Raw genomic sequence first — 24,433 nt, forward strand, 5'->3', positions numbered from 1 at the left:
GTTGAACCCCCCATGTCTGAAAAAGCCGCTCCAGTGCCGCACATGATTGATCTGATTCGAAGGAAGCGCGATGGCGGCGTCCTCGATGCGCGCGATATCGGGTTCATCGTGGCAGGCACCGCAAGCGAGACGATTCCCCTGGAGCAATTATCGGCATGGCTGATGGCAGCATGGCTGAATGGCCTCACGATCGAAGAAACCCGAGCGCTGGCGATAGCGATGCGCGATTCAGGTGAGAAGTTCAATCCTTCGCGACTGGGCAAGCAAGCTGTGGACAAGCACTCGACCGGTGGAGTGGGCGACAAGACCAGTTTTCTCGTCGCTCCCCTCGCAGCCGCGTGCGGCGTTGCGGTGCCCATGATCAGCGGGCGAGCGCTCGGCCACACCGGTGGGACGCTCGACAAGCTGGATTCGATTCCCGGATTCCGATCGGCGCTGACGCTTGGCGAATTCGAAGAGGTGCTCGAGCAGTGCGGCGCTGCCATCGTCAGCCAGACACCGACTCTGGTTCCTGCCGATCGTGTCCTGTACGCCCTGCGCGATCGTACCGGAACCGTGGAGAGCCCCGGACTGATCTGCGCCTCGATCTTGAGCAAGAAGCTGGCAGCCGGGTTGAATGCTTTGGTGCTGGATGTAAAAACGGGCTCGGGTGCCTTCCTGCGCAAGCGCGCCGATGCTGAGTTCCTCGGAGCGTTGATGGTGGCGACCGCCGAGGCTGCCGGAACACGAACTGTGGCTCTGATGACCGACATGAGTCAGCCCCTCGGCTGCACTGCCGGCAACTGGATCGAGGTAGCCGAGTGTGTTGAACTGCTGCGTGGCGGCTCCCCGGCAGGAAATGAGGACCTTCGGGAGCTCTCCTTGCGCCTGGCCGGCTGGATGATTCATCTGGGTGGCAAAACCGAGACCGCGGAGCAGGGCTATTGGGCTGCGACCGGTGCGCTTGCGGATGGTACAGGACTGAAGATTTTCTTCGAAATGATAAAAGCGCAGGGCGGCGATCTTGCGGTCTTCGATGACCTGAAAGCTTCACACAAGCCCGGCGCAACGTTGGTGTTGGAGGCGTGGAGAAACGGATACGTTGCCGAACTCGACACGATGGAGCTGGGATGGGCGGTACAGCGCCTGGGAGCTGGCCGCGAGCGAGCCGGAGAGCCCGTTGATCCACACGCCGGCATCGAGTTTCATGCCCGGCGCGGCGCGCAGGTGGAAAGAGGGCAGCCCTTTGCCACCCTCTATGCCACCAATGAGACGATGCTGGCCGAACCGTTGGAGCGCATCAAGCGAGCGATCACATTTAGCAATGAGCCGCCGGATGAGGTGCCCCTGGTGAGCCACATTTTTGCACGCGAAAACGCTGAGAGATATCTGCGAGAGACAGCTTCCAGTTCCTAGCTTCTAACCTCCAGCTATTTCCAGCCTCAATTTGCCGCGACTGCTGTTAGCCTGTTGGTACCGAAAAGTGGAAACGCATTTACGCCGCAAAGCCGCAGCCGAAAGCAATAGACAAAGCTAGGAGCTTACGGCCAGAAGCTGTCTTTGAAGGAGCAAGGCTTTGGGACGATTTACGGGTGTGCTGGGAATACTGGCCGTTTTGCTGGCGGCATGGCTTGGCTCAACGGATCGAAAACACATCCGCTGGCGCACGGTGGGGTGGGGCCTAAGCCTCCAAATCGTGTTCGCATTCCTCGTGCTGCGTTTCGACTTCGGACAGAGAGCCATGTTCTGGGCCGGTGGCGTCGTAACCAAGATGCTGAGCGCCACGACGGCAGGAACCTCGGTCCTGTTCGGTAAGCTTGGCACGCCAGACACCTCGTTGGGATCGATCTTTGCCTTCCAGGTGCTGCCCACCATCATCTTCATCTCGGCATTCTTTGCTGTGCTCTATCACATCGGGGTCATGCAGATCATCATTCGCGGGCTTGCATGGGTGATGCTGAAGACGATGCGCATCTCTGGCGCAGAGAGTATGAACGTTGCAGCCTCCATTTTCATGGGGCAGACCGAAGCACCGCTGACCATTCGGCCATTTCTTTCCAAGGCCACGCGCAGCGAGTTGATGACGATCATGACCAGCGGCATGGCGCACGTCTCCGGCGGCATCATGGCCATGTACATTTCACAGGGCATTGAGGCGCGGCATTTGCTTTCGGCGGTAATTATGACTTCGCCGGGAACGATCGTGATGGCGAAGATGCTGGTGCCCGAAACCGAAGTGCCTGCCACCGAAGGCAAAGTCGTCATCCCCAAAGATGAACAACACAAAGACGAAAACCTCATTGGCGCCATTGCGCGCGGCACCATCGATGGTGGCAAGCTCGCCCTCAATGTAGCCATCATGCTCATCAGCTTTCTTGCCCTCGTCGCGTTGCTCGACATGCTGTTGAGTTGGGTCCACATCCACGCCGGGTTCCACTGGGTACCGGGCAGCCTCGGCGAGATTCTCGGCTATGTCTTCTGGCCGGTGGCGTGGCTCATCGGCGTGCCTGCCCAGGACTGCAGCCTTATCGGCAACCTGCTTGGCACCCGCATGGCTCTCAACGAAGTCATCGCCTACATTGGTCTCGGCGCACACAAGGCCATGATCACGCCAAGGGCCTTTACCATCGCGACCTTTGCTTTGTGCGGTTTCGCCAATCTCGGATCGATCGGCATGCAGATCGGTGGAATCGGGGCTCTGGTCCCCGAACGCCGCAATGACCTTGCAAAGCTGGGGGTTCGTGCAATGCTTGCCGGAACGATGGCCAACTTGATTTCAGCGTCGATCGCCGGCATTTTCCTCGGATAATCGCCGACAAAACTCGACGTCTTCATGGGGCAACGCTCCAGAGGCACACTGCACTCCAAAAGGCAGGCATCACGGGCCCAAACGCCGGTGCGTTGATCGATCAGTCTGGACAGATTCGCGCGGCTCTGCGGCGATATAGCATCGCATGATCCTCAGTTCGACATACGGCGCCCAGGTTCCAGGCTGCTTCAAAGGCATAGGTTATGGCTCATCCTTCTATCTCGCCACCCCCATCCGGCAAGAACGCTTCGACACATCAAAGGGGCCATATCCGGCGTGAAGTGCGCAGCATCTGGCACGAGGCTCCCATGTGGGTCCACGTCGTTATCGTCGCAGCGGGTGCTGTGCTGGCAGCGGCTGTCGTCATCATTAGCGCCAACTGGCCCTACCGTCACCGCAAGATCGCACCGATGCTTGAGGATGTGCTGGCCTGCGACGTGACGTTCACCGGCTATCACCGCATTTACTTTCCCCGACCCGGATTCGTCGCGACTGGAATCACCCTGCGCCGCAAGTCAGCGCCCGACCTTCCGCCCCTGGGCCATGTGGACACCATGATCGTGCAGGGCACCTGGTCCGACCTCGTCATGCTGCGTCAGCGTGTTGAACTGGTCGATATCACCGGACTGCACGTCGCTGTGCCGCCGATCGGCAGCAAGGAAAACCACGAAGATTTTCCTCCCGGCAGCGCCAGCGATTTTGAAGGTCCAGAAACAATGATCGAACGATTCGTAGTCCACAAGAGCCTGCTCGAAATCCTCCGCAAGGATGGGAAGCCACTCTCCTTCCCCATCAAGCAACTCGAGATCAGGAACCTGCACAAGGGCGAGGCATTGACCTACGCCGTTGATATGCAGAATGCCGTACCTGCCGGGCGCATCCTTGCGCATGGCAGCATGGGACCGATGGTGGGCAAAGACTTCCTGTCCACGCCGGTAAGCGGGAACTTTGCCTTGACGGGGGTGAACCTGCACGATGTTGGCGACATCAGCGGCATCCTCGATGCGCGGGGCGTTTTCAAAGGCAGTTTGCGGTCGATGGAGGTCGAGACTTCCGCGGAGTCCAAGGACTTTGCTGTCGACGACGGCAAACCAACGCCGATCAGCGCTTCGATGCAGAGCACTCTCTCCGGCGACAACGGCGACATGGACATACAAGCCATCGACGTGAAGATCAGAGCAACAAATATTCACGCTGTGGGCAGCATCAAGGGCGCTCCCAAGCTCACAAACTTCGATATCAGCGTGGACAACGGTCGCGCCCAGGACGTCATGCAGCCCTTCGTTAAGAGTGAAGTTCCCGTCACCGGACCGGTGTGGCTCAAGAGCCATGCCTATGTTGGGCCTCCGGGCGATGGATTCATGGCGCGCTTGCGCGTGACCGGCTCTTTTGATGTGCCGAAGGAAAAGTTGACGGACAAGGAGACAGAAAAGAACCTTTCCGCCTTCAGCGAGCGCGCAAGCGGCGATCGCAAGCCCAATACCGGCGTCGACTCCGACGATAAGCCAGCTGACGCGTCAAAGGATGTTTTGTCGTCGATCCGGGGTCCTGTCAAAGTCGAGAATGGAGTCGCATCTTCATCGCGCCTTATCTTCGAAATCACCGGGGCGCAGGCTACGCTTGCGGGAACATTCCGTTTCCACGGGGAGGTCGCGCATCTTACGGGCGATCTGAAAATGGATAAGGACATTTCGCACACTGCGACCGGTTTCAAATCCCTTTTGCTGAAGCCGCTCGCCCCGTTCTTCCGGAAAAAGAACGTCGGTGCAGTGGTCCCGATCGCGGTCACCGGAACCCCCGGACACTATGGCGTCACGCAGGATATTACGCACAACAAATAAATATTCGCGCAATGTATCAAACTGAATCTCAATGGCTTATGGATTGAAGGAGCCGCGGGACAAACCGTCCCCTGCTGATCGTGCATCTCACTGGGCTGGAGCTTTTCACCCTGGAGATGCCTAGAACACTGCGGATTGCAATAACCCTGCTCGCCCTCGGGCTTCCAGCAGGGCTGCTGGCGTTGCGCATTGCGGGGGAGCCTTCCGGAGCCGGAGCGGCGGTCGTTGCTTCTCCGCCACCCGGGCCGGAGTTGAAGCCGGCTCCTTCGACCCCCATCGCGGAAGAGAAGGCCAAACTCGGCGATGACGAAACCTGGCGCCCCGAGTGGGACGCAGCGATCGAGAAGGCATTGCCTGCGGTTCTGCTCGAGCCAAAAATGGGAAGAACCGTTCAGCAGTTCTGTCCGCGGTTCCGGTCGATGAGCGAACCGGATCGGCGAGCGTTCTGGGCCTACTTCTTCCAGGCCCTCTCCGGTGCAGAGGCAGGCCTCAAACCCACCTCCGATGTGCAGCATACTGAGCCTCAAGTCGCGGTAGCCGATCAAGTGAGTCACCGCATGGTGCGCAGCGAAGGCCTGCTGCAACTGACCTATGAAGACTCAAAACGCTACGGATGCTCCTTCGACTGGAATGCTGACAGGAATCTTCAGGAACACGATCCGAACAAAACGATTCTGCAACCCGAGAACAATTTGCTTTGTGGCGTGAACATCCTGGAGAGCCAGCTGGTCGTTCACAAGAAGCCCTTGATCACCACGTCAAGTTACTGGTCAACGCTTCGCCCTGGTTGGCCTGGATACAAGGTGTTTCTCAAACAAATGGCCAATGTTCCTTCTGCTTGCGAGATTCGACGCGTTCCAGAACGCGCGATTGAAGGGGGCGCATCCTCGACAAGGATCGGTTCACGCTGAGATCTCGCCAGCTCATCGACGGGCTCACCGCGGCTGATGTAGCGCCTGGTCCTGTGCAGGATCGGGACTTCGATGGAACAACTCTGCCTGTGCCTGTTGCAATGTCGTTGAATCTGCAATCTGCTCGAAGTGCATCTTCACGTCGTCCTCTTCCTCCGAGATGTTCTTGAAGATGAGGGCATGGCCATGGATGTGGACATGCGTTTCGGTGATCTGCCATACATGGGGCCGAAGCTCGCGGCGTTCGACATCAAATGTGCCGCCGGCTTCGAGGTTCCCGAGCAAGCCATAGGCAATCTTGACATCGTGGATCAGTCGCCCTTTGAGACTGGCGATACGATGCTGATCGCGGTCGATTGCCATATCGCCCTCCATGGCGGCAAAGACGCGAGCCTCGAGATCCGGTGGCCGAAACTTCGAATCGGGTCTGAAGTGCAGCACGATCTCACCTCCCTTTTCGCTTGCAACGGTCCAAACGAAGGCATTGGGAAGCATTTGCAGGAGCTCCGCTGCCTGCTCGTCATCGTGCTGGCCGCTCTTGCGCTGCTTCGTTTGCGCCCCTTCGTTATTCATGAAGGCGTTCATCTCCTGGCGCTGCGCATTTTCCGGAAGAGTCTGTCCATTCCGCTCGACCACGCGGTTGAGACTTACGGATCGCGCTTGCGCAACCCACTGCTTGACTGTCTTGCCGGGCTGCCGGTCAATTTCGAAATAGAGCCAGTGGGAGTGGTCGTTGCGGCTGGCGGCCAGTTCAGTTTGAACGGCCTGCCCGACAATGTCGCGCGGAGATTGCGCGGAAACGGCAAGAGTTGTGGCCACAAGAGTTACGAGTGTGAATAACCGAGCCCTGAGCACAGAGGACCTCCGGTCGAGCGACCCTCCAACAATGGATTAGATGCTAACTTCGAGCGGACAGCGATTTTCGATCGGGATGCCGCCTCAGTTGAGCGTTCTCAAGCGCCGGAGCCGATAGAACCATGTCAGGGCAGTCACCGTTCCGCAGCTCGCGAAGCTCGCCGCCATGCCGAGGATCAGTGACGGATCCCGCTGATATATCCCATGCACCACCCCAATCACCTGCAGAATGCTGAACCCGCCGAAGGTGATGAGAGAGATTCCTTCATCGGTCTTCTTGCGCCACACAGCCAGCACCTGTGGCACAAACAGCAAGGCATTGCACAAGAGACCGAGTCCGAAGATGACAGCGACGATCTCTTTCATGGCGTAATTCTTTCGGGAAATCTCTGAGCGTTGCGGAGACGCGCTTTGGCGGCCTCCTCCTCGCGCGTCCGAGCCGGTGCATTGGTTTCGAGTGACTTCAACAGCCGCGTTGAAACTTGGGTCACTTCGTCAACAGCAGCGAGGAACGCGGCCTCGTTGGCTTTCGAAGGTTTTGCAAAGCCGCTGATCTTCCGTACAAACTGCAGCGACGCGGCGCGAATCTCGTCCGGAGCGACCGGAGGATCAAAGTTGAAAAGCGTTTTGATATTGCGGCACATGGGATGCTGCCTCGGGCGAAGGCTTCGCCAGCGCTTCAACCCCGAATCGCATACCAGACCGGGAACAAGCGCAGTTGTAGAATCGCAGGAACGGACTTATCGATACAAGCCATGAGCTACTTTGACGAAGTTTCTGAAGCCGCGCACTTCGTGCGCGCGAAACTGGGCAATCTCAAGCCACGCCTGGGTATCGTGCTGGGTTCCGGACTGGGCGCTGCCGCGGATGTCGTTCACGACCGGATGATTGTGCCCTACGACGACATTCCCCATTTTCCAAAATCGACCGTGGAGGGGCACTCCGGCCGCCTCGTCGCCGGCACACTCGGCGGTGCCCCCGTTTTGGTCATGCAGGGGCGCGTGCACTTCTACGAGGGTTACTCGCTCAAGGACGTCACCTTCCCCATGCGCGTGATGGGCGCCTTGGGGGTGCGCGCGGTCATCCTCACCAATGCTGCCGGGGGCATTACCGACGGGTACAAGATCGGGCAGCTGGTGCTGATCTCCGACCACATCAACATGATGGGGTGGAATCCGCTGGTAGGCCCGAATGATCCTCGTTTCGCTTTCGATCGGCCCAACAGCGGACTCCGTTTTTTTGATATGTCCGAGGCCTATTCAAAACGGCTGCGCCAGGTTGCCATCCAGGCTGCAGAGCTGGAGGGCCAGACGCTGGAAGAGGGCGTCTACCTCGCGGTCAGCGGCCCCAGCTTCGAAACGCCTGCGGAGATTCGAGCTTTCCGCACCATGGGCGCCACGCTGGTCGGCATGTCGACCGTACCGGAGACCATCGTGGCTCGCCACATGGGCATCGAGGTTCTGGGTCTCTCCTGCGTCACGAACCTCGCTTCTGGATTGAGCGCAACGCCGCTCAGCCACGCCGAGGTCTTCGAAGCCGGCAAACAGGTGGAAAGAAAACTGGCGGAGTTGCTTGAGCGCGTAGCCATGTGGATCTCGGCGCTGGTGGAAGCAGAAGCGTGAGCGACGAGGCACATTATGCGGAGGCGGCCATGCCTCGGCTGCCATTTCCACCGAGCATCATCGGCATTGCAGGCGCTTCAGGATCAGGCAAAACCACGCTCGCCGCCGAACTCGCCCGCGAACTCGAGGGCATTCACTTCCCTCTCGACAATTACTATCTCGACCTCTCGCATCTGCCGCCGGCAGAACGGGCCAAAGAGAACTTCGACGATCCTGCCCTGATCGAGAGTTCGCTGCTCATTGCGCATGTCGCCGCACTGGGCCGGGGAGAGACCATCGAGCGGCCTCTCTATGATTTCTCGCACTATATTCGCGTTCCTGATCGCACCGAAACGATGCAGGCGGGCGCATTCGTTCTAGTGGAAGGCTTGTTCGCGCTGTATTACCGAGATCTTCTTCCCCTTTATCAGCTCGGCATCTACCTCGACACTCCAGACGACGTCTGCTTCGATCGTCGCATGAGACGGGATACGATCGAACGCGGCCGCACTCCGGAGTCGGTACGCCGGCAGTACGAATCGACGGTCCGGCCCTCCAGCATTGCCTTCGTTCGGCCGTCCGCAGCACACGCTGACCTCGTCATCGACGGAACAGCGGCCCTGGACTGGAAAGTCGAGCTGGCGCTGTCAGCAATGCGCGAACGCGGCCTGCTCCGATTACCGAGATAACGGGAAAAAACCGCGAAACCCCATCAGAATTGACACTTTTGAGCGGCAAATACATCCAAAGTGGTGCAGTGTGCGCCCGTGAATGGTGCCTATGCTTGTTGATGGGAGTCACAGCACCTTTCCCGATTCTGCATGAAGCTAGGGTCTGGTGCAAAATCTGGTACCGTTCACGGAAGATTTACGCAACATCCAAACGGGCGCAGGTTTCGTATCGATAACGTAGGAATTGATATGAGCAGATCACTCAGAGCGATGCGACAAAAAGCGGAGTCATGGTTGCGGCAGGGCATCTCGCCGCAGCGGCTTGCGCTCACGCTTGCCCTGGGTTTTGCCATCGGCTGCATCCCTGTTATTGGAATCCCTACCGCACTGTGCCTGGTGGTTGCTCTCGGATTGCGGCTGAATATGCCTGCGATTCAGGCAGCCAATTACGCCGCCATGCCTTTCCAGATCGCGCTTATCTTCCCATTTGTGCGCTTCGGCGGATGGCTATTTTCCTCAAGCGTACACCCGGCCCTCAATGGTTCCATGCTTGATCATCAGTCTCCCTCCAGGCTCATCTGGGCTTCCGGAAGCCTGGCAGGCGAAGCGCTTGCAGCGTGGCTGGTCACAGCGATTCCCATGGTTATGCTCCTGACGCTGGTGTTGACACCTCTCCTCCGAAAAGTACCTGTGGTTGCGATTGTCCAGTCGAGAGACTGATCGGGTTCTCGGTTCGGCGAGATGATTAGAAAGATTGCAATTCGACCCTCATTTGCTCGAGGAATACGGATCGGAAACTGGATTGCCGCTTTGTAGCCAGGCGGAATAGATCATGTCGCGGAGCATGCTGGCGCCCGCAGCGAGCCGATCGGCGGTGAAATCGCGCGATTCCTGCGTTCCCTGCCCCTCAAATCCACCGATTTTCTCGAATTGGTAGACCTTCTCGATATATTTTGAGCTTTGCCGCAGGTAGGCAATGTAGTCCGCAAAAACGTCGCCCTCGAGAGAATGCACAGGCGTCATGCGCGGCTGAACATCGGACGAGTGCAGGTTGGCCCCCACAAAGGACCCTTCAAATTGCCAGTGGATCGTATGCGCGGTGGTGTAGCCATTGGGATTGGGCCCTGTCCACCCGTTGTATTGAACGGTGGTGTGAAGGGGCTGTGAGGCATCGCCCACGTAGTGCCCCAGCCAGCCGGCATAGAAGATCGCCGCCTGCTCCACAGCACGCGTGTCCTGGTGTGCGGCAGAGAGATGCCGGTACTCGCGCAGCGCCGCCTTAAGCCGTTCCCAGACCTCGGTGGCTTCCCATGGTTGAAGGCCAATCTTTTCAGGACGTTGGCCAGCGGCGCAAGCGGCCGCCTCAAAGTCGAGCCGGCGGCGAGGCAGCGGCCCCAGCGCGTCAGCGAGTTCAAGGTCGATAAAGTGCTCAGGAGCCTGCGCTGCATTCAATTCCGGTTCGCCTGGGGAGCGCCAACGATCCGGCTCGGGGCCAAGATACTCGATTTCGTCGATTGCAGCCGGAGAGCGGAGGAAAGCGGGAAAATCGAGAGGCAGGTTTGTGATGGCCAAACGATTGATAATACGATGACCTTCGTTACCCCATGCATAGGCGAAAGGTGCATGCAAGAAGGCGCTTGCAAGCAGAATGAATACGGGTAGAGTCAGCGTGCCACATGCAGTTGTCCGACGCATGGGAGCAAGTATACGGCGAGCAAAATCAAAGGCCGCATCGCAGGACTGAAGCTCTGCAAAAAATTGGCCACGATTGGCGGTGGCGTTTCGGGTACAACAGTACGCTGGTTCAGTAACATACGCTTGAAACCGAAGCTGATTTGTGTGAGGGTGCAAGATAAGCCTTATTGCGCGCTTGCAGTTCGCCCAAGATTGACGGGCTCTCGTACCTCGATACGGTCGAGGCAAGTCGGATGTATTCTCGCTTCAACAGTGCGAGAAGAGAACTACGGGGTCGTAGTCGATATGCCCCGCAAGGCGCCTGCGCGATTGACAGCTTGTTGTGCAGCGGAAACGCAACACCGGTGTATCTGCCTTTCGGATGGGATTGAAGCGCAGCGTAACCGGTGAACCTGCAGGAGCGCGGCAACCCGATGGATTTACGCGAAGCGAGACAGTCGAACCCGGAGGGAGAGAATCACTCTCCGCCGATTTGGTCTTCACTGTCCGTGCTGGCCGTGGCGATGGCCGCCGGTTTCATTCTGGCCAGACTTGAGGCGGGGCCGAAATTCGACTGGCTTTTGCTGATGACCGCGATGGGGCTTACCGCGGCGGTGTTGATGCGCGTACTGGCCGACGTCACTGCGGAACGGGACGCAGCTGCGCGGTATGCCGGCGATCCCCTCAGGGACATTCTGGATTCCGCTGGAACGATGGTGATCTCGATCGGCCTCGACGGCAATCTCACCTACATGAATCCGACCGCCGAGCGACTGCTCGGCTACCACGCGGTAGAACTGGTTGATAAAGAGAGCACTGAAAAGCTGCTCGCGCCTGGTGAAGAGGATCGGCTTGTCTCGGAAGTCCGCCGGCTTTATGACATCAACAAGCCGGTCGAGGGCAGACAGGAAGGCAGCCTCGTAACCTACGCGGAGGTCGTCCATTCCCTGGCACCCAGCCAGGTTCCCAGCTTTGAGACCCACCTGCGGCGCAAGGACGGATCGCTCTTTCCGGTCCGATTGCACATCTCAACGCTGCGCAACCGCGATGGTTTACCGATCGGACTGGTCGCTGTCGCGCTCGACCAGTCAGTGAACGCTACGCAAGGCGAAGGTCTGCGCATCCCGCGCGATCGATATCGCGATCTGTTTGAGAACTCGAGCGAAATGATCGCCACGCTCGACATGGTGGGCAAGTTCCTTTACGCCAATCCCGCGTGGAGGCAGACGTTTCGACTGGATAGAAGCGCACCACTGGAGCGAGATTCGTTCGCCGATGTCTTCGGGCCCGGCTGCCGCGAAGAGGTGGCGACACTGCTAAAGAAGGCTCTGGATGGAGTAACCGTAGATCGCGCCCCGCTGCGCACGGAGACAGCAGACGGTCGCGTGCTTGAGTTGGAGATGAGTCTTCATCAGAGGCGCCGGGCCGGCAAACCGCTGGCGGTGCAATGCCTCCTGCACGATGTAACCCAGCAGAAGCAACGGGAGCACCGCCTGGCATTGCAACTGGTAGTAAGCCAGATCGTGGGCGAAAACATCTCGGCGGAGATTGCCACCAAGCGCGTCCTCGAAGCCCTTTGTATTTCACAGGGCTGGGACGTCGCGGTCAAGTGGGACGTGAACACTGAAGAAAACCGGCTCGAATTCAATACCGCATGGGGCGTTCAGGGAAAAGGCGCCGAGGTTCTGATCCAGGAAAGCATGGGGATCACGCTGGCTCCTGGTGGAAGCCTGCCGGGACGCGCATGGAAGGAAGGCCGCCTGGTTTGGGCATCGGATTTGGCGGTACTGACAACCAGTCCGCGCGTGCAGGCGGCCATTCGCAGCAAGATGGCGTCGGGCTGGGCTGCACCGGTACAGGTCGGCAATCATGTGCTGGCGGTGCTCGAGTTCTATTGCCACGCAAGAATTCGCGAAGATCGCGAGACCACCGCAGCCATGGAGACGGTAGCCGGGTCGCTGGCGCAGATGCTTGCGCGAACACGCGAGCGCGAGCGCGCCGAGGAACTGAGCCGCCAACAGGAGATTCTGCTGGGATCGGTGGCCGATGGCATCTGCGGTGTGGATCGCAATGGCCTGGTCCGGTTTGCCAATCCCGCGGCAGCGCGGCTGCTGGGTGCGCGGCCGCAAAACCTGATCGGCAAGCCTGTTCATCAGCTTGTGCACGGATCAGCGCCGCCGGATAAGAAATGTCCCGAAGATTGCCCGCTGCGACGGGCATCGGGACAGCGGAAATCGGTAACCGGCGAGGGCACAATCTTTCGCAGCAACGGTACTGGATTCCCGGCAGAGTTCTTCCTGAACCCGATTCTCGACCAGGGAAGATTTTCCGGTTCGGTGCTGAGCTTCAGAGACATCAGCCAGCGGTACGCGCTCGATCGCATGAAGGACGAATTCGTTTCGACGGTAAGCCACGAACTCCGCACGCCATTGACCTCGATTCGCGGTGCGCTGGGGCTGCTCTCGTCGGGCATGCTGGGCGTGATCAACGAGAAGGCTGCCAACCTGCTGCGCATTGCGCTCAGCAACTCCGAGCGCCTTGTCCGACTGATCAACGACATTCTCGACCTCGAGCGCACGCAGAGCGGCCGCGAACCTCTTGCGTTCAAGCCGATCCAACTTGGCGAAATCGTGCGCCAGGCAATCGACGGCGTTCAGCCAATGGCGGATGAGGCCGGGGTGCTGTTGATCCACGACAAGACGCAGGTGGAGGTCACGGCGGATCCGGACCGCCTGTTGCAGGTGGTGACGAACCTGTTGTCGAATGCAATCAAGTTTTCGCCGGCCAATTCAGCGATCTCTGTGATGTTGCGCTCGGGCGCCAGCGGCGTAACTCTTTCAGTCATCGACCAGGGCCGCGGAATCCCGGCAGACAAGCTGGAAGCGATCTTTGGTCGATTCCAGCAGGTGGATGCCTCGGACTCGCGCCAGAAGGGCGGCAGCGGCCTTGGACTGGCAATTTGCCGTGCAATTGTTTTGCAACATACCGGGAGAATCTGGGCGGAGCGGAATCCAGTTCGCGGATCGACGTTCAGGGTCTTCCTGCCCTACCAGCCCGTTGCCGCGAAGACAGAGGAAGGGGAATCCAGCCCCGCAACTCACGGCGCGGTACTCGTAGCCGATACAAATGGCGCGACGCGGCCGTTGATTGCCGATCAACTCTCACGATACGGATACCGCGTGGTCGAAGCCACAACCGTAGACCAGGCGGTCGCAGTCGCTCACGATGGCGTTTCGGCGATCGTGCTGGATACGACCATCGACGGCATCAATGGATGGGAGATTCTGCCCATGCTGCGCCGCGAAGATCCTGAGGCGCACACTCCGATCGTGCTGTTGGGAGTGGCACATCCACAACCGCCAGCAGAACAGAATCACAAGGTGGACCATCTCTTCCCCAGGCCGAGCGACGACGCCCTCCTTGGCGAACTGGTGAAGGTGCTCTGCTCTCCCGGGGAGCAGGCACGCATCCTCGTCGTGGAGGACGACCTCGATCTGGGACAGGTTGTCGCTGAGATCTTCAGACGCGAAGGAATCGTGGTACGCGTGGCGCATACGCGCCAGGGAGCGATGGATGAGTGCCTGACGATGCAGCCCCACCTTATTATCCTCGACATCGGAATGCCAAATGGCGATGGATTCAACGTGGTGGACTGGCTGCGTCAGCACGAAGATTTGAACCGGGCGCCCTTGGTGGCCTATTCTGCCCATGGTTTGACGCAAGCCGAACGCATGCAACTGGTGCTAGGCTTGAGTCACTTCCTGGCCAAGGCCAGCGTTGAACCCGAACAATTGGAAGCCCTCGTGTTAACGATGCTGCGTAGTTCGCAGGAAGTCGAAGAATCCGTAACCGAGGTTTCCGCCGGCCAGGGTTCCTGAGGCCGATTCTGGAGATGTAGTTCATGCATCGCATTCTTATCATTGATGACGAAGACGATATCCGCGAAATAGCTGCATTGAGCCTGGAGACAGTGGCGGGCTGGGAAGTGATGGTGGCTAGTTCGGGCGCCCAGGGATTGGCGCGCGCCACGTCCTACCAACCGGACGCAATTCTGCTTGACGTGATGATGCCGGGAATGGACGGTCCGGCGACGTTTCGGGAACTGCAGAAGAACCCGGCAACGGCACACATTCCGGTTATGCTGCTCACGGCAAAGGTACAGGCGACGGACCGCTCACGCTTTGCCGATCTCGGCGTGAAGGCCGTGCTGGTGAAGCCGTTCGACCCGATGACTCTTTCGCAGCAGGTTGCTGGCATTCTGGGCTGGATCTGAGGCGTCTTGGTGAACGAGACAGTCGGAGCGCCGCTGGCTGAAACCATGAATCGACTGTGGACGAAGTTCCTGCCGCAGATGGTGGAACGGGTCACAACCCTGCAAAGGGCTGCAGAGCGCGCGGCCAACGGAACGCTTGACGCCGCTGAACAGCAAACGGCAAGTTCGGACGCGCACAAGCTCGCAGGCGTCCTGGGGACCTTCGGCTTGCAAGAAGGAACGGAGCTGGCCCGTGAAGCGGAAAATCTGTACACAGGCCCACTGAACGACCCCGCCACAATTTCTGCGCGCCTGGCACAGATAGCGGAGCAGCTCCAGAAGATCATCGCCAGTCGCAGTTAGCCGCGCTCTCAGCAACTTCACGTCTCACCTCACCAATTACACTCTTAGTGGTGACTCGACAGGACACATCTGTGCGACAGCTCGACCTGACATTTGAAGCGCCGCTACAAATGCGTCGCATCTGGCCGGTGCGTGAGCTTGTCGAACGCGTTTGCGAGCAGGTCGAGCAGGAGTACGGCGACATCTGGGTCGAGGGCGAGATATCGAATTGCCGCCCGGCGCCTTCGGGACACTTGTACTTCACGCTGAAAGACGCGGATGCCCAATTGCCGGTCGTCCTGTTTCGTCGGCAGGCGCTTCTGCTGCGCTTCAAGCCGGAAGACGGATTGCACGTGCTTGTGCGCGGGCGCGTGAGTGTCTACGCACAGCGTGGGCAACTGCAGCTTGTGGGCGAAACGATCGAACCTGTCGGCGCGGGCTCCCTTCAATTGGCATTTGAACAACTCAAAGAACGACTGAGGGCGGAAGGACTTTTCGAGTCTGCGCGTAAACGCCCTCTACCGACCTTTCCGCGTTCCGTGGGAATTGTGACTTCCCCGACCGGCGCGGTGATTCGCGATTTCCTTAACATCGCGGGGCGGCGGCATGCCGGGCTGAATGTGGTTGTGTGTCCAGCCGCGGTCCAGGGTGAGCAGGCACCTAGTGAAGTGGAAGCGGCTCTGGTTCAGTTGAACGCCAGTGGGCTAGTCGATGTCATCGTCATCGCGCGCGGCGGCGGATCGCTCGAGGACTTGAGCGCGTTCAATAGCGAGCAGGTTGCGCGGGCAATTGTCGCGTCAAACTTGCCGGTAGTTTCCGCGATTGGACACGAAACGGATTTTACGATTGCAGATTTTGTGGCAGACTTGAGAGCTCCCACGCCTTCAGCGGCCGCGGAACTGATTACCGAGGCGCAGCATCGCGTAGCGGAGCGAGTTGAAAATCTGGGCAATCGTTTGGAACGCGCCGCGCGCTTTCAGCTGATGCACGCGCGGCGATCGCTGGACGGCATTCCGCTGGATCGCGTGGAACGGCGGGTGACTGCGATGCTGTACCGAGCCAGCCAGCGGCTGGATGATCTCGGGTTTCGCTTGGAGGCAAACGCCAGTGAGTCGATCCGCGCTCGAGGGCGAGAAGTAGCGGATCTTGCGGCTGATGTACTTCGTCACGAACCGCGCCAAATGCTGGCGCGCATGCGGGACAGGCTTGCAGATGGAACGGCAAGACTGGAGCGCTCGCTCGAGAGAACGCTGCGAAGGTGGGCTGCCCGCGTCGAGGCGTTCGATGCTCGACTGCGGTCGCTGTCACCGCTCGCCGTACTGGAACGCGGCTACGCGCTTGTGCTGGACTCTGACGGTGCAGTGATTCGCTCGGTGGCCCAGGTGGTTCAGGGAGAGCACATCAGAACCCGGCTCCATGACGGTGAATTCAGCAGCACCGTTGACGAATCAACTGAAAGGAAAAAGCGCAAGAAGTGAGGCTATGAGCAAAGGAACTTCAAGGAAGCTCTTTGGCACTGACGGGATTCGAGGCGTCGCGGGCGAACCGCCGTTGGATGCAAGAACGATCCACGCTACGGGTTTGGCGCTTGGACACTCACTGCACGGCCGTCACGAGGCAAAAGTAATTCTCGGTCGCGACACACGCGAGTCGAGCCTGTGGATCGCAGCAACCATCTCCCACGCATTGCGCAAAACCGGAGTGAACGTGGAATCCGCCGGTGTGGTTCCAACTCCCGCGGTGGCATTCCTCGCACGAACGCACGGCTTTGATGCGGGCGTGGTGATTTCTGCTTCCCACAACCCATGGCGCGATAACGGGATCAAGCTATTCGGCGAGGACGGTTTCAAGCTCCCGGATGCCGTGGAGGCATCGATTGAGGACGACATTTTTCGCCACGTCGAAGAGGCCATCGTGCCGGAGGTGTCAGCGCTTCCGCGTGTGGACGACAACGCGGCTCTTGCCGAGGACTACATACAGTTCCTCATCGATTGCGTGCCGGGGCTGAATCTCGATGGTTTGCGAATCGTTGCGGACTGCGCGAATGGCGCTGCCTCGGCGGTTGCGCCGGAGTTGTTTGCCAGGTTGGGTGCGCGGATTCCGAAGGAGTTTGCGTTACTCAATATTTCACCGGACGGCAGCAACATCAATGACGGTTGCGGTGGATTGCATCCGCAGTGGGTTGCTAAGGAAGCTCAGAAGCGGGCGGCGGCGATCGGGCTGACGTTTGATGGGGACGCAGATCGGTGCATGCTGGCTGGCGCACATGGAAACGTCATCAATGGCGACGGTATTCTGCTGATGGCCGCGCGCGACCTGAAGGCGCGTGGAATGCTGACCGGCGATCTTGTCGTGGCTACTACCATGTCCAACATGGGGTTGGAAGCAGCGCTGAAACGCTCGGGGATTCACATGTTGCGCGCCTCTGTCGGCGACCGATACGTACTCGAACAGATGCAGCAGCATGGCGCGGCATTGGGTGGAGAGCAGTCCGGTCATATTCTCTTCCCTCACCTTGCCACAACCGGAGACGGACTTCTGACGGCGCTTGTTGTGTTGGACTTGGTTGCCCGCACAGGTAAAAGCGTGGACGAACTGACACACGACTTGAAGGTATTCCCACAGATTATTGTGAATATAAAAGTCAGAGAGAAAATGCCACTCGAGGGGATTCCGACGGTCGCGTCGAGTATTCGCGCGGCGGAAGAAGAGTTGAAGGATTCAGGCCGCGTTGTGATCCGGTACTCCGGAACCGAAGCTCTGGCACGAGTGATGATCGAAGCCGAGAGCGAAGAGGCAATGCGTCGACACGCAGACGCGATTGCTAGCGCGATTCGGTCGGAGTTGGGGGCGTAGAATTCCGGCGTATATTGCTTTGGATCCGCCATACCGATGGGGATCGCCAGAGTAGCCTGCCGAAATTCGACGACGTCGACAGGCGGATTGGACCTCACGATCGACGCATACGCTGATCGGTCTTATTTCTCCTGAGTGCCACCCGACAGATTGCTACCAATTGGCGAAGACGAGCCGACACGCAGGGGCGATTGCGACACAGATTCGCGAAGAACATGGAGTTTATTTCGCGGCTTTTTCCTCGTGATAATCCATCTCGGTGTTGATGGCCCAGATGTTGTCCTTGGTTGTGATGCCGTTTACGATGTTCTCGACGGCGGCCATTGCCGTAAGCATGGAATGATCTTGGTTGTTGTATTTGTGCATCCCATTTCGGCCGATCAGGTAAAGATTCGCAAATTGATCGAGATGATCGCGGATGGTATGAAATCGGTTGTACGTACCGAAATATGCCGGGTAGGTTTTGGGTACGCGAACAACGTGTGCGTCTTCTACGTCTTCAGCAGATAGCATGCCTATTTTGGAGATTTCGCCAATGGCAAATTCTGTCATCTGCTCGTCCGATAATCTCCAGATAGGATCTGTGTCGTTGCAGAAGTACTCGAGGCCAATCCAAACCTTGTCTGGGTTGGCCAGAAGCCACGGGCTCCAATTATTGAAGATTTGCAACCGCCCGACGTGCACGTCGGATTCCTGCACATAAATCCAATTGTCTCGGAGAAGCGTTCCGTCCGGCTCTGCGAGCTTCAGCTTCTTGACGAGAAGACCGACGGTGATGAAATCGCGATATACAAGTCCCTCGCTCACGTCCCTGACTTCAGCGGGGGCTGGTATCGAAAGTCCGCGCACCAGGTCGCGCACCGGCATCGTGGAGAAGAAGTAGTCGCCTTCAAATAGGACGCGCTGACCTTTCACATCGCTTCCTGCGACCGATATCACGTTGCTTCCCACTACATTGATCCGATCAACTTGGATTCCGTAATGAATTTCGCCGCTGTTCTGGCACACCAGCCTCGCAACGTGTTCCCATAATTGACCTGGCCCGAATTTGGGATAGAGGAATTTCTCGATGAGCGAAGTTTGCGTCTGCTTCTGCGTAATATTCTTGGTGTCAGAATTGCCGAATTTCCTGGAAAGGTAATGTGTGACAACACCCTTGAGTGAAAGGCCTTTGATTCGTTGTGCACCCCACTCAGCGCTGATCTTGTCGCACGGTACACCCCAGACCTTTTCGGTATAAGAACGGAAAAACGTTTCGTACAATTCCCGGCCAAAGCGATTGATAAGGAAGTCTTCAAGCGAGCGCTCTTGGCGGCGCGGCAGGATCGCTGAGCGCATGTAACTCGCGCCGGCGCGAATTGTGCGAGCCAAACCCATCTTCCTGAGCGTATCTGCAGTGAGGCGGATAGGATAATCGAAAAAGCGACGTCTGAAATAAATGCGGCTTTTGCGGGAGCGAACAAGCATGACGAGTTCATCAGTCGCCGGATCTGCGAAATTGCCACTCTTTGGAACTCCACGTTGCTGCCCTTGATATCGGAGTTCGCCATCGCCTGAAGCATCGCCTTCTACGGGCATCAGGTCGAGCCACCACTGCATAACTCGGTCTGATTTTGAGAAGAATCGGTGGCCGCCGATATCCATACGGTTACCCTTAAAGCAGACCGTGCGCGAGAGGCCGCCAACCTGGGTGTCAGCTTCAATAAGAATTGGCTTGATGTTTGAGTGGCGCTGCAATTCTAGTGCTGCCGTAAGTCCGGCGGGGCCCGCACCAATGATGATCGCCGTCCCCTGCTTTGGTGGACTCTTTCTCGCAGTGTCCTCTTTCAAGCCTAACCTCATGTACTATGGCGGCTTCAGTGTACATTGACGGATCCGTCTGGATGGTGGCTAAAAACACTCGAAGCCAGCGCCAACCAAGACAAATGCAATGGCCCTATCGGCAAGAATTACGGACTAAAGGTCGCGCCAATTAGGGCCGAAACCCAGGTCGGCAACCAGGGGCACATTCAGCTTGATCACACCTTCCATCTCACCGCGCACCAGTTCTTCCACTTCCTCCCTTTCGGCTGAGGGAACCTCAAAAAGCAGTTCGTCGTGAACCTGCAGAACCATGCGGGTTTTTAGCTTGCGCCCTGTGAGCTTACGATCGAGTGCGATCATTGCCAGCTTGATCAGGTCGGCCGCCGTTCCCTGCAAGGGTGTATTCACGGCGGTGCGCTCAGCGAATCCACGGGAATTCGGATTCCGGCTCGTGATATCGGGAATGGGCCGGACGCGTCCGAAGAGCGTACGCACCGCACCCTCACGGCGCGTGTCTTCAAGGGTCTTCTCGATGAATGCCCTTACTCCCTGGTAGCGAGCAAAATAGCGATCGATATAGGCTCTTGCTTCGGCTTGCGGGATGCCCAATTGTGCGGCGAGTCCAAAAGGAGAGATGCCGTACACGATTCCGAAGTTCACCGCTTTGGCACGATTCCGCGTCTCCTTGTCCATGGAGTCAGCGGGGACGCCGAATACTTCGCTTGCTGTGATGGTGTGGATGTCTTCGTTGTTCTGAAAGGCGCGCACAAGTAGCGGATCTCCGCTGAAGTGCGCAAGGAGTCGCAACTCGATCTGCGAGTAGTCGGCCGAGAGGAGTTCTGTGCCTGACGCGGCGACGAACGCTGCCCGAATCTCGCGACCCAACTCGGTGCGGATGGGAATGTTCTGGAGATTCGGATTTACCGATGAGAGGCGGCCGGTCGATGTGGCCGCGGCCTGAAACGTGGTGTGAACACGCGACTCGGAGTCGGCGAGTAATGGCAGCGAGTCAACGTAGGTGGATTTGAGTTTTGAAAGATGCCGGAACTCAAGAACGAGTCGCGGCACGTCGTTCGTCTCCGCAAGGCCCTCCAGCACGTCCTGCGCGGTGGAGATGGCTTTGCCCTTGCCGTATTTCACTGGCACAGGCAGGCCCATATCCTTGAAGAGCACCTCGCCGAGCTGCTTAGGCGAGTTGATGTTGAACCGGCGTCCGGCGAGCGAAAAGATACGTTCACCAACGCGTTCCATTTCCTGCCCAAATCGCGTCGAGAGATGGTCGAGAACAGCCGTGTCGATGCGGACGCCTTTCTTCTCCATGCGGTAAAGAACAGGCGCAAGGGGCAGATCGATGTCCTCGTAGACTTTTGTGACGTTGCAGCGTTCCGCCTCCGCACGAAGATCGGTCACGAGAGCCTGGGTTGCTGCGGCAGCGGCCGGCAGAGAACTCGGTGCGGACTGATTGTGGCGCGCAGCTACATCGGCAAGAGTCTGCGTGGTATGGGTCGAATTTAACGCGTATGAGAGCAGCATCGAGTCATCGATCTTGCCATGCAAGTCGACATCCAGGCCACATAGGACATGCATCGCGAGCTTCAAGTCGTGGACGCACTTTGACACAGCGGCATCTTCAAGCAAAGCCTTCAACTGTGGCGTTAGCGGGAGACAAAGACCCTTGCCGGCTTCGGCGCTGACACCAATGCTCGATTCGGTCTTCTTTTCAGCCTCTTCGACAACATCCAGCAATGACATGGTCTGCTGAACCGGTTGTCCATCGGACTCCGGATCCGTTTCCGTTGGTTCCTTCGCCGCCAAAGCAAAAGCAAAACCGTTCTTGCGGGCAGCCTCGTAAAATGTCGCCTCCTGTTGTTCAGTGGCCTTATCAATCAGTTCGAGCGCGGGCGCAGACGCAGATGGCGCGAGTTCGCGAAGCATCGACGTGAACTCGAGCTCGCTGAAGAGGGTACGACAGGCTTCCAAGTCCGGCTCCTGTGTCTCCATGGCCCTCAGATCGAGCGGGAGCGGAACATGGCAGTCGATGGTGACCAATTCCTTCGAAAGCAACACCGCGTCGCGATTCTGCTCCAGCGATTCGCGGTAACTTTTGCGCTTAACTTCTGAAGCACGATCAAGGACGGCTTCCACACTGCCGAATTCGACGATCAGGTCAACACTTCCCTTGTCGCCAATTCCCGGGGCGCCAGGGATGTTGTCGACGGAGTCGCCGCGCAAAGCCATGACGTCGACCACCTTTTCCGGTGGGACGCCAACGACCTCGGTCACTTTTGCGGCGTCAAGGATGAGGTTGTCTTTCTGCGGGTTCAATACCTTCACGTGCTCGGTGACGAGCTGCATCATGTCCTTGTCGCCGGAGACGATGAAGACCTCATGGCCAAGCTCGGCAGCTTCGCGAGCCAAAGTGCCGATGACATCGTCCGCCTCGAAGCCCTGAGCTTCGAGAATCGGAATGTGCAGCGCCTCGAGAGAGCGGCGAATATAAGGAACCTGCCGCCGAAGATCTTCGGGCATGGATTCCCGCTTGGCCTTGTAGCCGTCGTAGCTCACATCTTCGAAGCTCTGCAACTTGGAGTTCCACTTGCGCAGCATGCCCATAGCCTGGGCGCGTTCGTCACGAAAGACTGCGCCGCTGGGATCGAAGACTGCGGCAAAGTAGCGAGGGGTGAAATCCTGGCGCAGTTTTTTGATCATGTTTACGAAGACGTACGTTGCCGCGGTGGGCAGGCCGGACCGCGTGGACATGGGGCGGCTGCGCTGCATCGCATGGTATGCGCGGAAAATAAACGACATCGCGTCGAGAAGAAAGACTGGAGGCTTCTGCTGGTCTGGCACGATATGAGTTTATCAGTGCAGTGACTAGGGAATGCTGAGTTCTAAGAGAGCGACGGCTCTGACCGTTTCCCCTGAACCAGGCCGTCGTAAGCATCGATTTGGTTTTTTGTTTCGAGAGCCATGTCCGCGCCTTCATGCCAGTGCCTGTACCAGTCAAGAGTCCATTCAAACGTTGTTTCGATGTTCATACGTGGCCTCCATCCCAGGATGGTGTGCGCCTTTCGAGAGTCGAGGCGCAAAGTGTGAGCTTCATGGACGCTCTGACTCGAATCGCCTGACCATGATGCACCTTCCCCCCACATGGCAGCGAATTTCGTCGCGATTCGCTCAACCTGCCACTCTTCGGTATCGTCGGGACCGAAGTTGAATGCGGAGGCCGCTTCCGCTCGACCGGCCAGAAGATGCTCTGCAAGCATGACGTACCCGTGCAGCGGTTCGAGCACATGCTGCCACGGGCGAATCGCTTTGGGGTTGCGGATGAGCACAGGTTTGCCGGAACCGAATCCGCGGATCAGGTCAGGGATCAGGCGATCTTCTGACCAGTCTCCACCGCCGATCACATTGCCCGCGCGGGCCGTGGCAATTGCGACCCGATGTTCGCCAATTCGAGTCAACGGAAAATATGAGTCGCGATAGGCTGCCACAACAATCTCGGCACAGGCTTTGCTTGAGGAATAGGGATCGTGTCCTCCAAGCGGGTCGGATTCGCGGTAAGACTGACCGGTTTCGAGATTCTCATAGCACTTGTCGGTTGTGACGCACACAACAGCTCGAACGCTTGCCGACTTCCGAACTGCCTCAAGCAGGTTTGCTGTACCCAATACATTTGCGCCGTACGTGCCGAGTGGATCAGCATACGAACGGCGCACCAAAGGCTGCGCGGCGAGGTGGAAGACGACCCCGGGAGCAAAGTCAGTAAGCGAGGCCTCAAGCCTGGAGTAGTCCCGAATATCGCCTCGAACATCGTCGAGCTCATCGGCAACCGAAGCAAGATTGAACAGGTTGGGCTCCGATGGGGGATCGAGAGCAAATCCCCTGACGTGCGCACCCTTCGCAGCAAGCCATAGGGCCAGCCAGCCGCCTTTGAATCCAGTGTGGCCGGTGAGGAAGACGCGGCGACCCCGCCATGGGTTCGGGGTCCCCACGAACGGGTCTTCGTTCGTGGGGTGACGGTTCACCACGTTTTCCACGGAGCGCTCCCGCTGGCCCAAAGCTCTTCGAGGCGCTGCTTATCGCGCAAGGTGTCCATTGGCTGCCAGAATCCATGGTGAAAATAGGCCTGCACTTGCTTCCTAGCTGTGAGTCTCTGGATCGGTCCGGCTTCGAACGCCGTTCCTTCGTCGGGAATCTCGCTGATGACAGACGGCGACAGGACGAAGAAGCCACCATTGATCCAGCCGCCTTCGCCTTCGGGCTTTTCCTGAAAGGCCGTGATTTCCGTCCCTTCCAGACTAAGACCACCAAACCTCGCTGTGGGATGCACCGCGGTGATCGTTGCCTGCTTGCCGTGGCTCTTGTGGAGGGCGATAGAGGCAGTAATGTCGATATCGCTGACACCATCGCCATAGGTCATGCAGAAGGCCTCTTCGTCTTTGAGATAGCGAGCGACGTTGCGCAGACGGCCGCCGGTCCCGGCAGTCTCTCCGGTATCGACGAGGGTCACGCGCCACGGTTCGGCAACACTCTGGTGGACCTCCATCCGGTTTTCCTGCATGTCAAAAGTCACATCGGACATGTGGAGAAAATAGTTGGCGAAGTACTCCTTGATCAGATAGCCCTTGTAACCGCAGCAGATGATGAAGTCGTTGATCTGGTGCTGCGAATAGATTTTGAGGATGTGCCATAGGATCGGCCGGCCCCCGATTTCGACCATCGGCTTGGGACGAAGGACCGTCTCTTCGCTAAGCCGCGTGCCGAGACCGCCGGCAAGGATAACTGCTTTCATTTCATCCCCTTGCTGTCAATAAACCCCGCGATTTTGCTACAGGC

Annotated in this window: 20 protein-coding genes; 12 read left to right on the forward strand and 8 right to left on the reverse strand. The window is 58.3% G+C overall.

Annotated features, from left to right (window positions below; all coding sequences use genetic code 11):
* Nucleotides 1-12 precede the first annotated feature (12 nt).
* The 4 genes from VK574_RS03805 to VK574_RS03820 all read left to right on the forward strand — a co-directional run bounded on the left by VK574_RS03805 (nucleotide 13) and on the right by VK574_RS03820 (nucleotide 5,540).
* Nucleotides 13-1,395: a thymidine phosphorylase gene (locus tag VK574_RS03805; protein ID WP_472798479.1), complete on the forward strand. Its 1,383-nt coding sequence runs from the start codon at nucleotides 13-15 to the stop codon at nucleotides 1,393-1,395.
* Nucleotides 1,396-1,555: 160 nt separating this feature from the next.
* Nucleotides 1,556-2,788, forward strand: a complete 1,233-nt coding sequence (locus VK574_RS03810; protein ID WP_472798480.1) for a NupC/NupG family nucleoside CNT transporter — start codon at nucleotides 1,556-1,558, stop codon at nucleotides 2,786-2,788.
* 203 nt (nucleotides 2,789-2,991) lie between these two features.
* The gene (locus VK574_RS03815; protein WP_472798481.1) at nucleotides 2,992-4,629 is read left to right on the forward strand and encodes an AsmA family protein; all 1,638 of its coding nucleotides are present in this window, start codon (nucleotides 2,992-2,994) and stop codon (nucleotides 4,627-4,629) included.
* A gap of 116 nt (nucleotides 4,630-4,745) precedes the next feature.
* A complete protein-coding gene (locus VK574_RS03820) occupies nucleotides 4,746-5,540 on the forward strand; it encodes a hypothetical protein (protein WP_472798482.1) in 795 nt (264 codons plus the stop codon).
* Between the two features lie 24 nt (nucleotides 5,541-5,564).
* Here the strand turns inward: VK574_RS03820 and VK574_RS03825 are convergent, their stop codons facing one another.
* From VK574_RS03825 to VK574_RS03835, 3 genes are all read right to left on the reverse strand, one after another.
* Nucleotides 5,565-6,395 carry a hypothetical protein gene (locus VK574_RS03825; RefSeq protein WP_472798483.1) on the reverse strand — a complete coding sequence of 277 codons (831 nt, stop codon included), beginning with the start codon at nucleotides 6,393-6,395 and terminating at the stop codon, nucleotides 5,565-5,567.
* An 84-nt stretch (nucleotides 6,396-6,479) separates the two neighbouring features.
* On the reverse strand, nucleotides 6,480-6,761 hold the full coding sequence (locus VK574_RS03830; RefSeq protein ID WP_472798484.1) for a hypothetical protein: 282 nt from the start codon (nucleotides 6,759-6,761) through the stop codon (nucleotides 6,480-6,482).
* Nucleotides 6,758-7,039 (reverse strand): DUF2277 domain-containing protein, encoded by a 282-nt coding sequence (locus VK574_RS03835; protein WP_472798485.1) that lies wholly within the window; start codon nucleotides 7,037-7,039, stop codon nucleotides 6,758-6,760. The genes VK574_RS03830 and VK574_RS03835 overlap by 4 nt, the downstream gene beginning before the upstream one ends.
* Before the next feature lie 111 nt (nucleotides 7,040-7,150).
* On the opposite strand from VK574_RS03835, the gene VK574_RS03840 reads away from it, so the two are divergent.
* From VK574_RS03840 to VK574_RS03850, 3 genes are all read left to right on the forward strand, one after another.
* Complete coding sequence (locus VK574_RS03840; RefSeq protein ID WP_472798486.1) at nucleotides 7,151-8,017, forward strand: purine-nucleoside phosphorylase; 867 nt, start codon at nucleotides 7,151-7,153, stop codon at nucleotides 8,015-8,017.
* Nucleotides 8,014-8,685 carry a uridine kinase gene (gene udk / locus VK574_RS03845; protein ID WP_472798487.1) on the forward strand — a complete coding sequence of 224 codons (672 nt, stop codon included), beginning with the start codon at nucleotides 8,014-8,016 and terminating at the stop codon, nucleotides 8,683-8,685. Before VK574_RS03840 ends, udk begins: the two co-directional genes overlap by 4 nt.
* Nucleotides 8,686-8,916: 231 nt before the next feature.
* The gene (locus VK574_RS03850) at nucleotides 8,917-9,387 is read left to right on the forward strand and encodes a DUF2062 domain-containing protein (RefSeq protein ID WP_472798488.1); all 471 of its coding nucleotides are present in this window, start codon (nucleotides 8,917-8,919) and stop codon (nucleotides 9,385-9,387) included.
* A gap of 48 nt (nucleotides 9,388-9,435) precedes the next feature.
* Here the strand turns inward: VK574_RS03850 and VK574_RS03855 are convergent, their stop codons facing one another.
* Nucleotides 9,436-10,362: a S1/P1 nuclease gene (locus VK574_RS03855; RefSeq protein ID WP_472798489.1), complete on the reverse strand. Its 927-nt coding sequence runs from the start codon at nucleotides 10,360-10,362 to the stop codon at nucleotides 9,436-9,438.
* Between the two features lie 413 nt (nucleotides 10,363-10,775).
* Between VK574_RS03855 and VK574_RS03860 the strand changes: the two genes are divergently transcribed.
* The 5 genes from VK574_RS03860 (at nucleotide 10,776) to glmM (ending at nucleotide 17,791) form a co-directional block, all read left to right on the forward strand.
* Nucleotides 10,776-14,219: a PAS domain S-box protein gene (locus tag VK574_RS03860; RefSeq protein ID WP_472798490.1), complete on the forward strand. Its 3,444-nt coding sequence runs from the start codon at nucleotides 10,776-10,778 to the stop codon at nucleotides 14,217-14,219.
* Nucleotides 14,220-14,242: 23 nt separating this feature from the next.
* Nucleotides 14,243-14,614, forward strand: coding sequence for a response regulator (locus tag VK574_RS03865; protein WP_472798491.1), 372 nt, complete (start codon nucleotides 14,243-14,245; stop codon nucleotides 14,612-14,614).
* Between the two features lie 9 nt (nucleotides 14,615-14,623).
* Nucleotides 14,624-14,956, forward strand: coding sequence for an Hpt domain-containing protein (locus VK574_RS03870; RefSeq protein WP_472798492.1), 333 nt, complete (start codon nucleotides 14,624-14,626; stop codon nucleotides 14,954-14,956).
* A 110-nt stretch (nucleotides 14,957-15,066) separates the two neighbouring features.
* Nucleotides 15,067-16,413 (forward strand): exodeoxyribonuclease VII large subunit, encoded by a 1,347-nt coding sequence (xseA, locus tag VK574_RS03875; protein WP_472798493.1) that lies wholly within the window; start codon nucleotides 15,067-15,069, stop codon nucleotides 16,411-16,413.
* A gap of 4 nt (nucleotides 16,414-16,417) precedes the next feature.
* Nucleotides 16,418-17,791, forward strand: coding sequence for a phosphoglucosamine mutase (gene glmM / locus VK574_RS03880; RefSeq protein WP_472798494.1), 1,374 nt, complete (start codon nucleotides 16,418-16,420; stop codon nucleotides 17,789-17,791).
* A gap of 222 nt (nucleotides 17,792-18,013) precedes the next feature.
* Here the strand turns inward: glmM and VK574_RS03885 are convergent, their stop codons facing one another.
* From VK574_RS03885 to rfbF, 4 genes are all read right to left on the reverse strand, one after another.
* Nucleotides 18,014-19,621, reverse strand: coding sequence for an NAD(P)/FAD-dependent oxidoreductase (locus tag VK574_RS03885; protein WP_472798495.1), 1,608 nt, complete (start codon nucleotides 19,619-19,621; stop codon nucleotides 18,014-18,016).
* A 126-nt stretch (nucleotides 19,622-19,747) separates the two neighbouring features.
* Nucleotides 19,748-22,444, reverse strand: a complete 2,697-nt coding sequence (polA, locus tag VK574_RS03890; protein ID WP_472798496.1) for a DNA polymerase I — start codon at nucleotides 22,442-22,444, stop codon at nucleotides 19,748-19,750.
* A 41-nt stretch (nucleotides 22,445-22,485) separates the two neighbouring features.
* On the reverse strand, nucleotides 22,486-23,622 hold the full coding sequence (gene rfbG, locus VK574_RS03895) for a CDP-glucose 4,6-dehydratase (RefSeq protein ID WP_472798497.1): 1,137 nt from the start codon (nucleotides 23,620-23,622) through the stop codon (nucleotides 22,486-22,488).
* Nucleotides 23,619-24,389 (reverse strand): glucose-1-phosphate cytidylyltransferase, encoded by a 771-nt coding sequence (gene rfbF / locus VK574_RS03900; protein WP_472798498.1) that lies wholly within the window; start codon nucleotides 24,387-24,389, stop codon nucleotides 23,619-23,621. The genes rfbG and rfbF overlap by 4 nt, the downstream gene beginning before the upstream one ends.
* Nucleotides 24,390-24,433 lie beyond the last annotated feature (44 nt).

Origin of the sequence: Occallatibacter sp. (assembly GCF_035317045.1) — a bacterium.
GTDB lineage: Bacteria > Acidobacteriota > Terriglobia > Terriglobales > Acidobacteriaceae > Telmatobacter.

Bases quoted from the DNA above. Each gene is read 5' to 3' on its own strand.
- rfbF (WP_472798498.1), bottom strand. From the start codon at position 24,389: ATGAAAGCAGTTATCCTTGCCGGCGGTCTCGGCACGCGGCTTAGCGAA.
- glmM (WP_472798494.1), top strand. From the start codon at position 16,418: ATGAGCAAAGGAACTTCAAGGAAGCTCTTTGGCACTGACGGGATTCGA.
- VK574_RS03820 (WP_472798482.1), top strand. From the start codon at position 4,746: ATGCCTAGAACACTGCGGATTGCAATAACCCTGCTCGCCCTCGGGCTT.
- VK574_RS03805 (WP_472798479.1), top strand. From the start codon at position 13: ATGTCTGAAAAAGCCGCTCCAGTGCCGCACATGATTGATCTGATTCGA.
- VK574_RS03815 (WP_472798481.1), top strand. From the start codon at position 2,992: ATGGCTCATCCTTCTATCTCGCCACCCCCATCCGGCAAGAACGCTTCG.
- VK574_RS03840 (WP_472798486.1), top strand. From the start codon at position 7,151: ATGAGCTACTTTGACGAAGTTTCTGAAGCCGCGCACTTCGTGCGCGCG.
- VK574_RS03855 (WP_472798489.1), bottom strand. From the start codon at position 10,362: ATGCGTCGGACAACTGCATGTGGCACGCTGACTCTACCCGTATTCATT.
- VK574_RS03835 (WP_472798485.1), bottom strand. From the start codon at position 7,039: ATGTGCCGCAATATCAAAACGCTTTTCAACTTTGATCCTCCGGTCGCT.
- VK574_RS03850 (WP_472798488.1), top strand. From the start codon at position 8,917: ATGAGCAGATCACTCAGAGCGATGCGACAAAAAGCGGAGTCATGGTTG.
- VK574_RS03830 (WP_472798484.1), bottom strand. From the start codon at position 6,761: ATGAAAGAGATCGTCGCTGTCATCTTCGGACTCGGTCTCTTGTGCAAT.
- VK574_RS03860 (WP_472798490.1), top strand. From the start codon at position 10,776: ATGGATTTACGCGAAGCGAGACAGTCGAACCCGGAGGGAGAGAATCAC.
- xseA (WP_472798493.1), top strand. From the start codon at position 15,067: ATGCGTCGCATCTGGCCGGTGCGTGAGCTTGTCGAACGCGTTTGCGAG.
- VK574_RS03865 (WP_472798491.1), top strand. From the start codon at position 14,243: ATGCATCGCATTCTTATCATTGATGACGAAGACGATATCCGCGAAATA.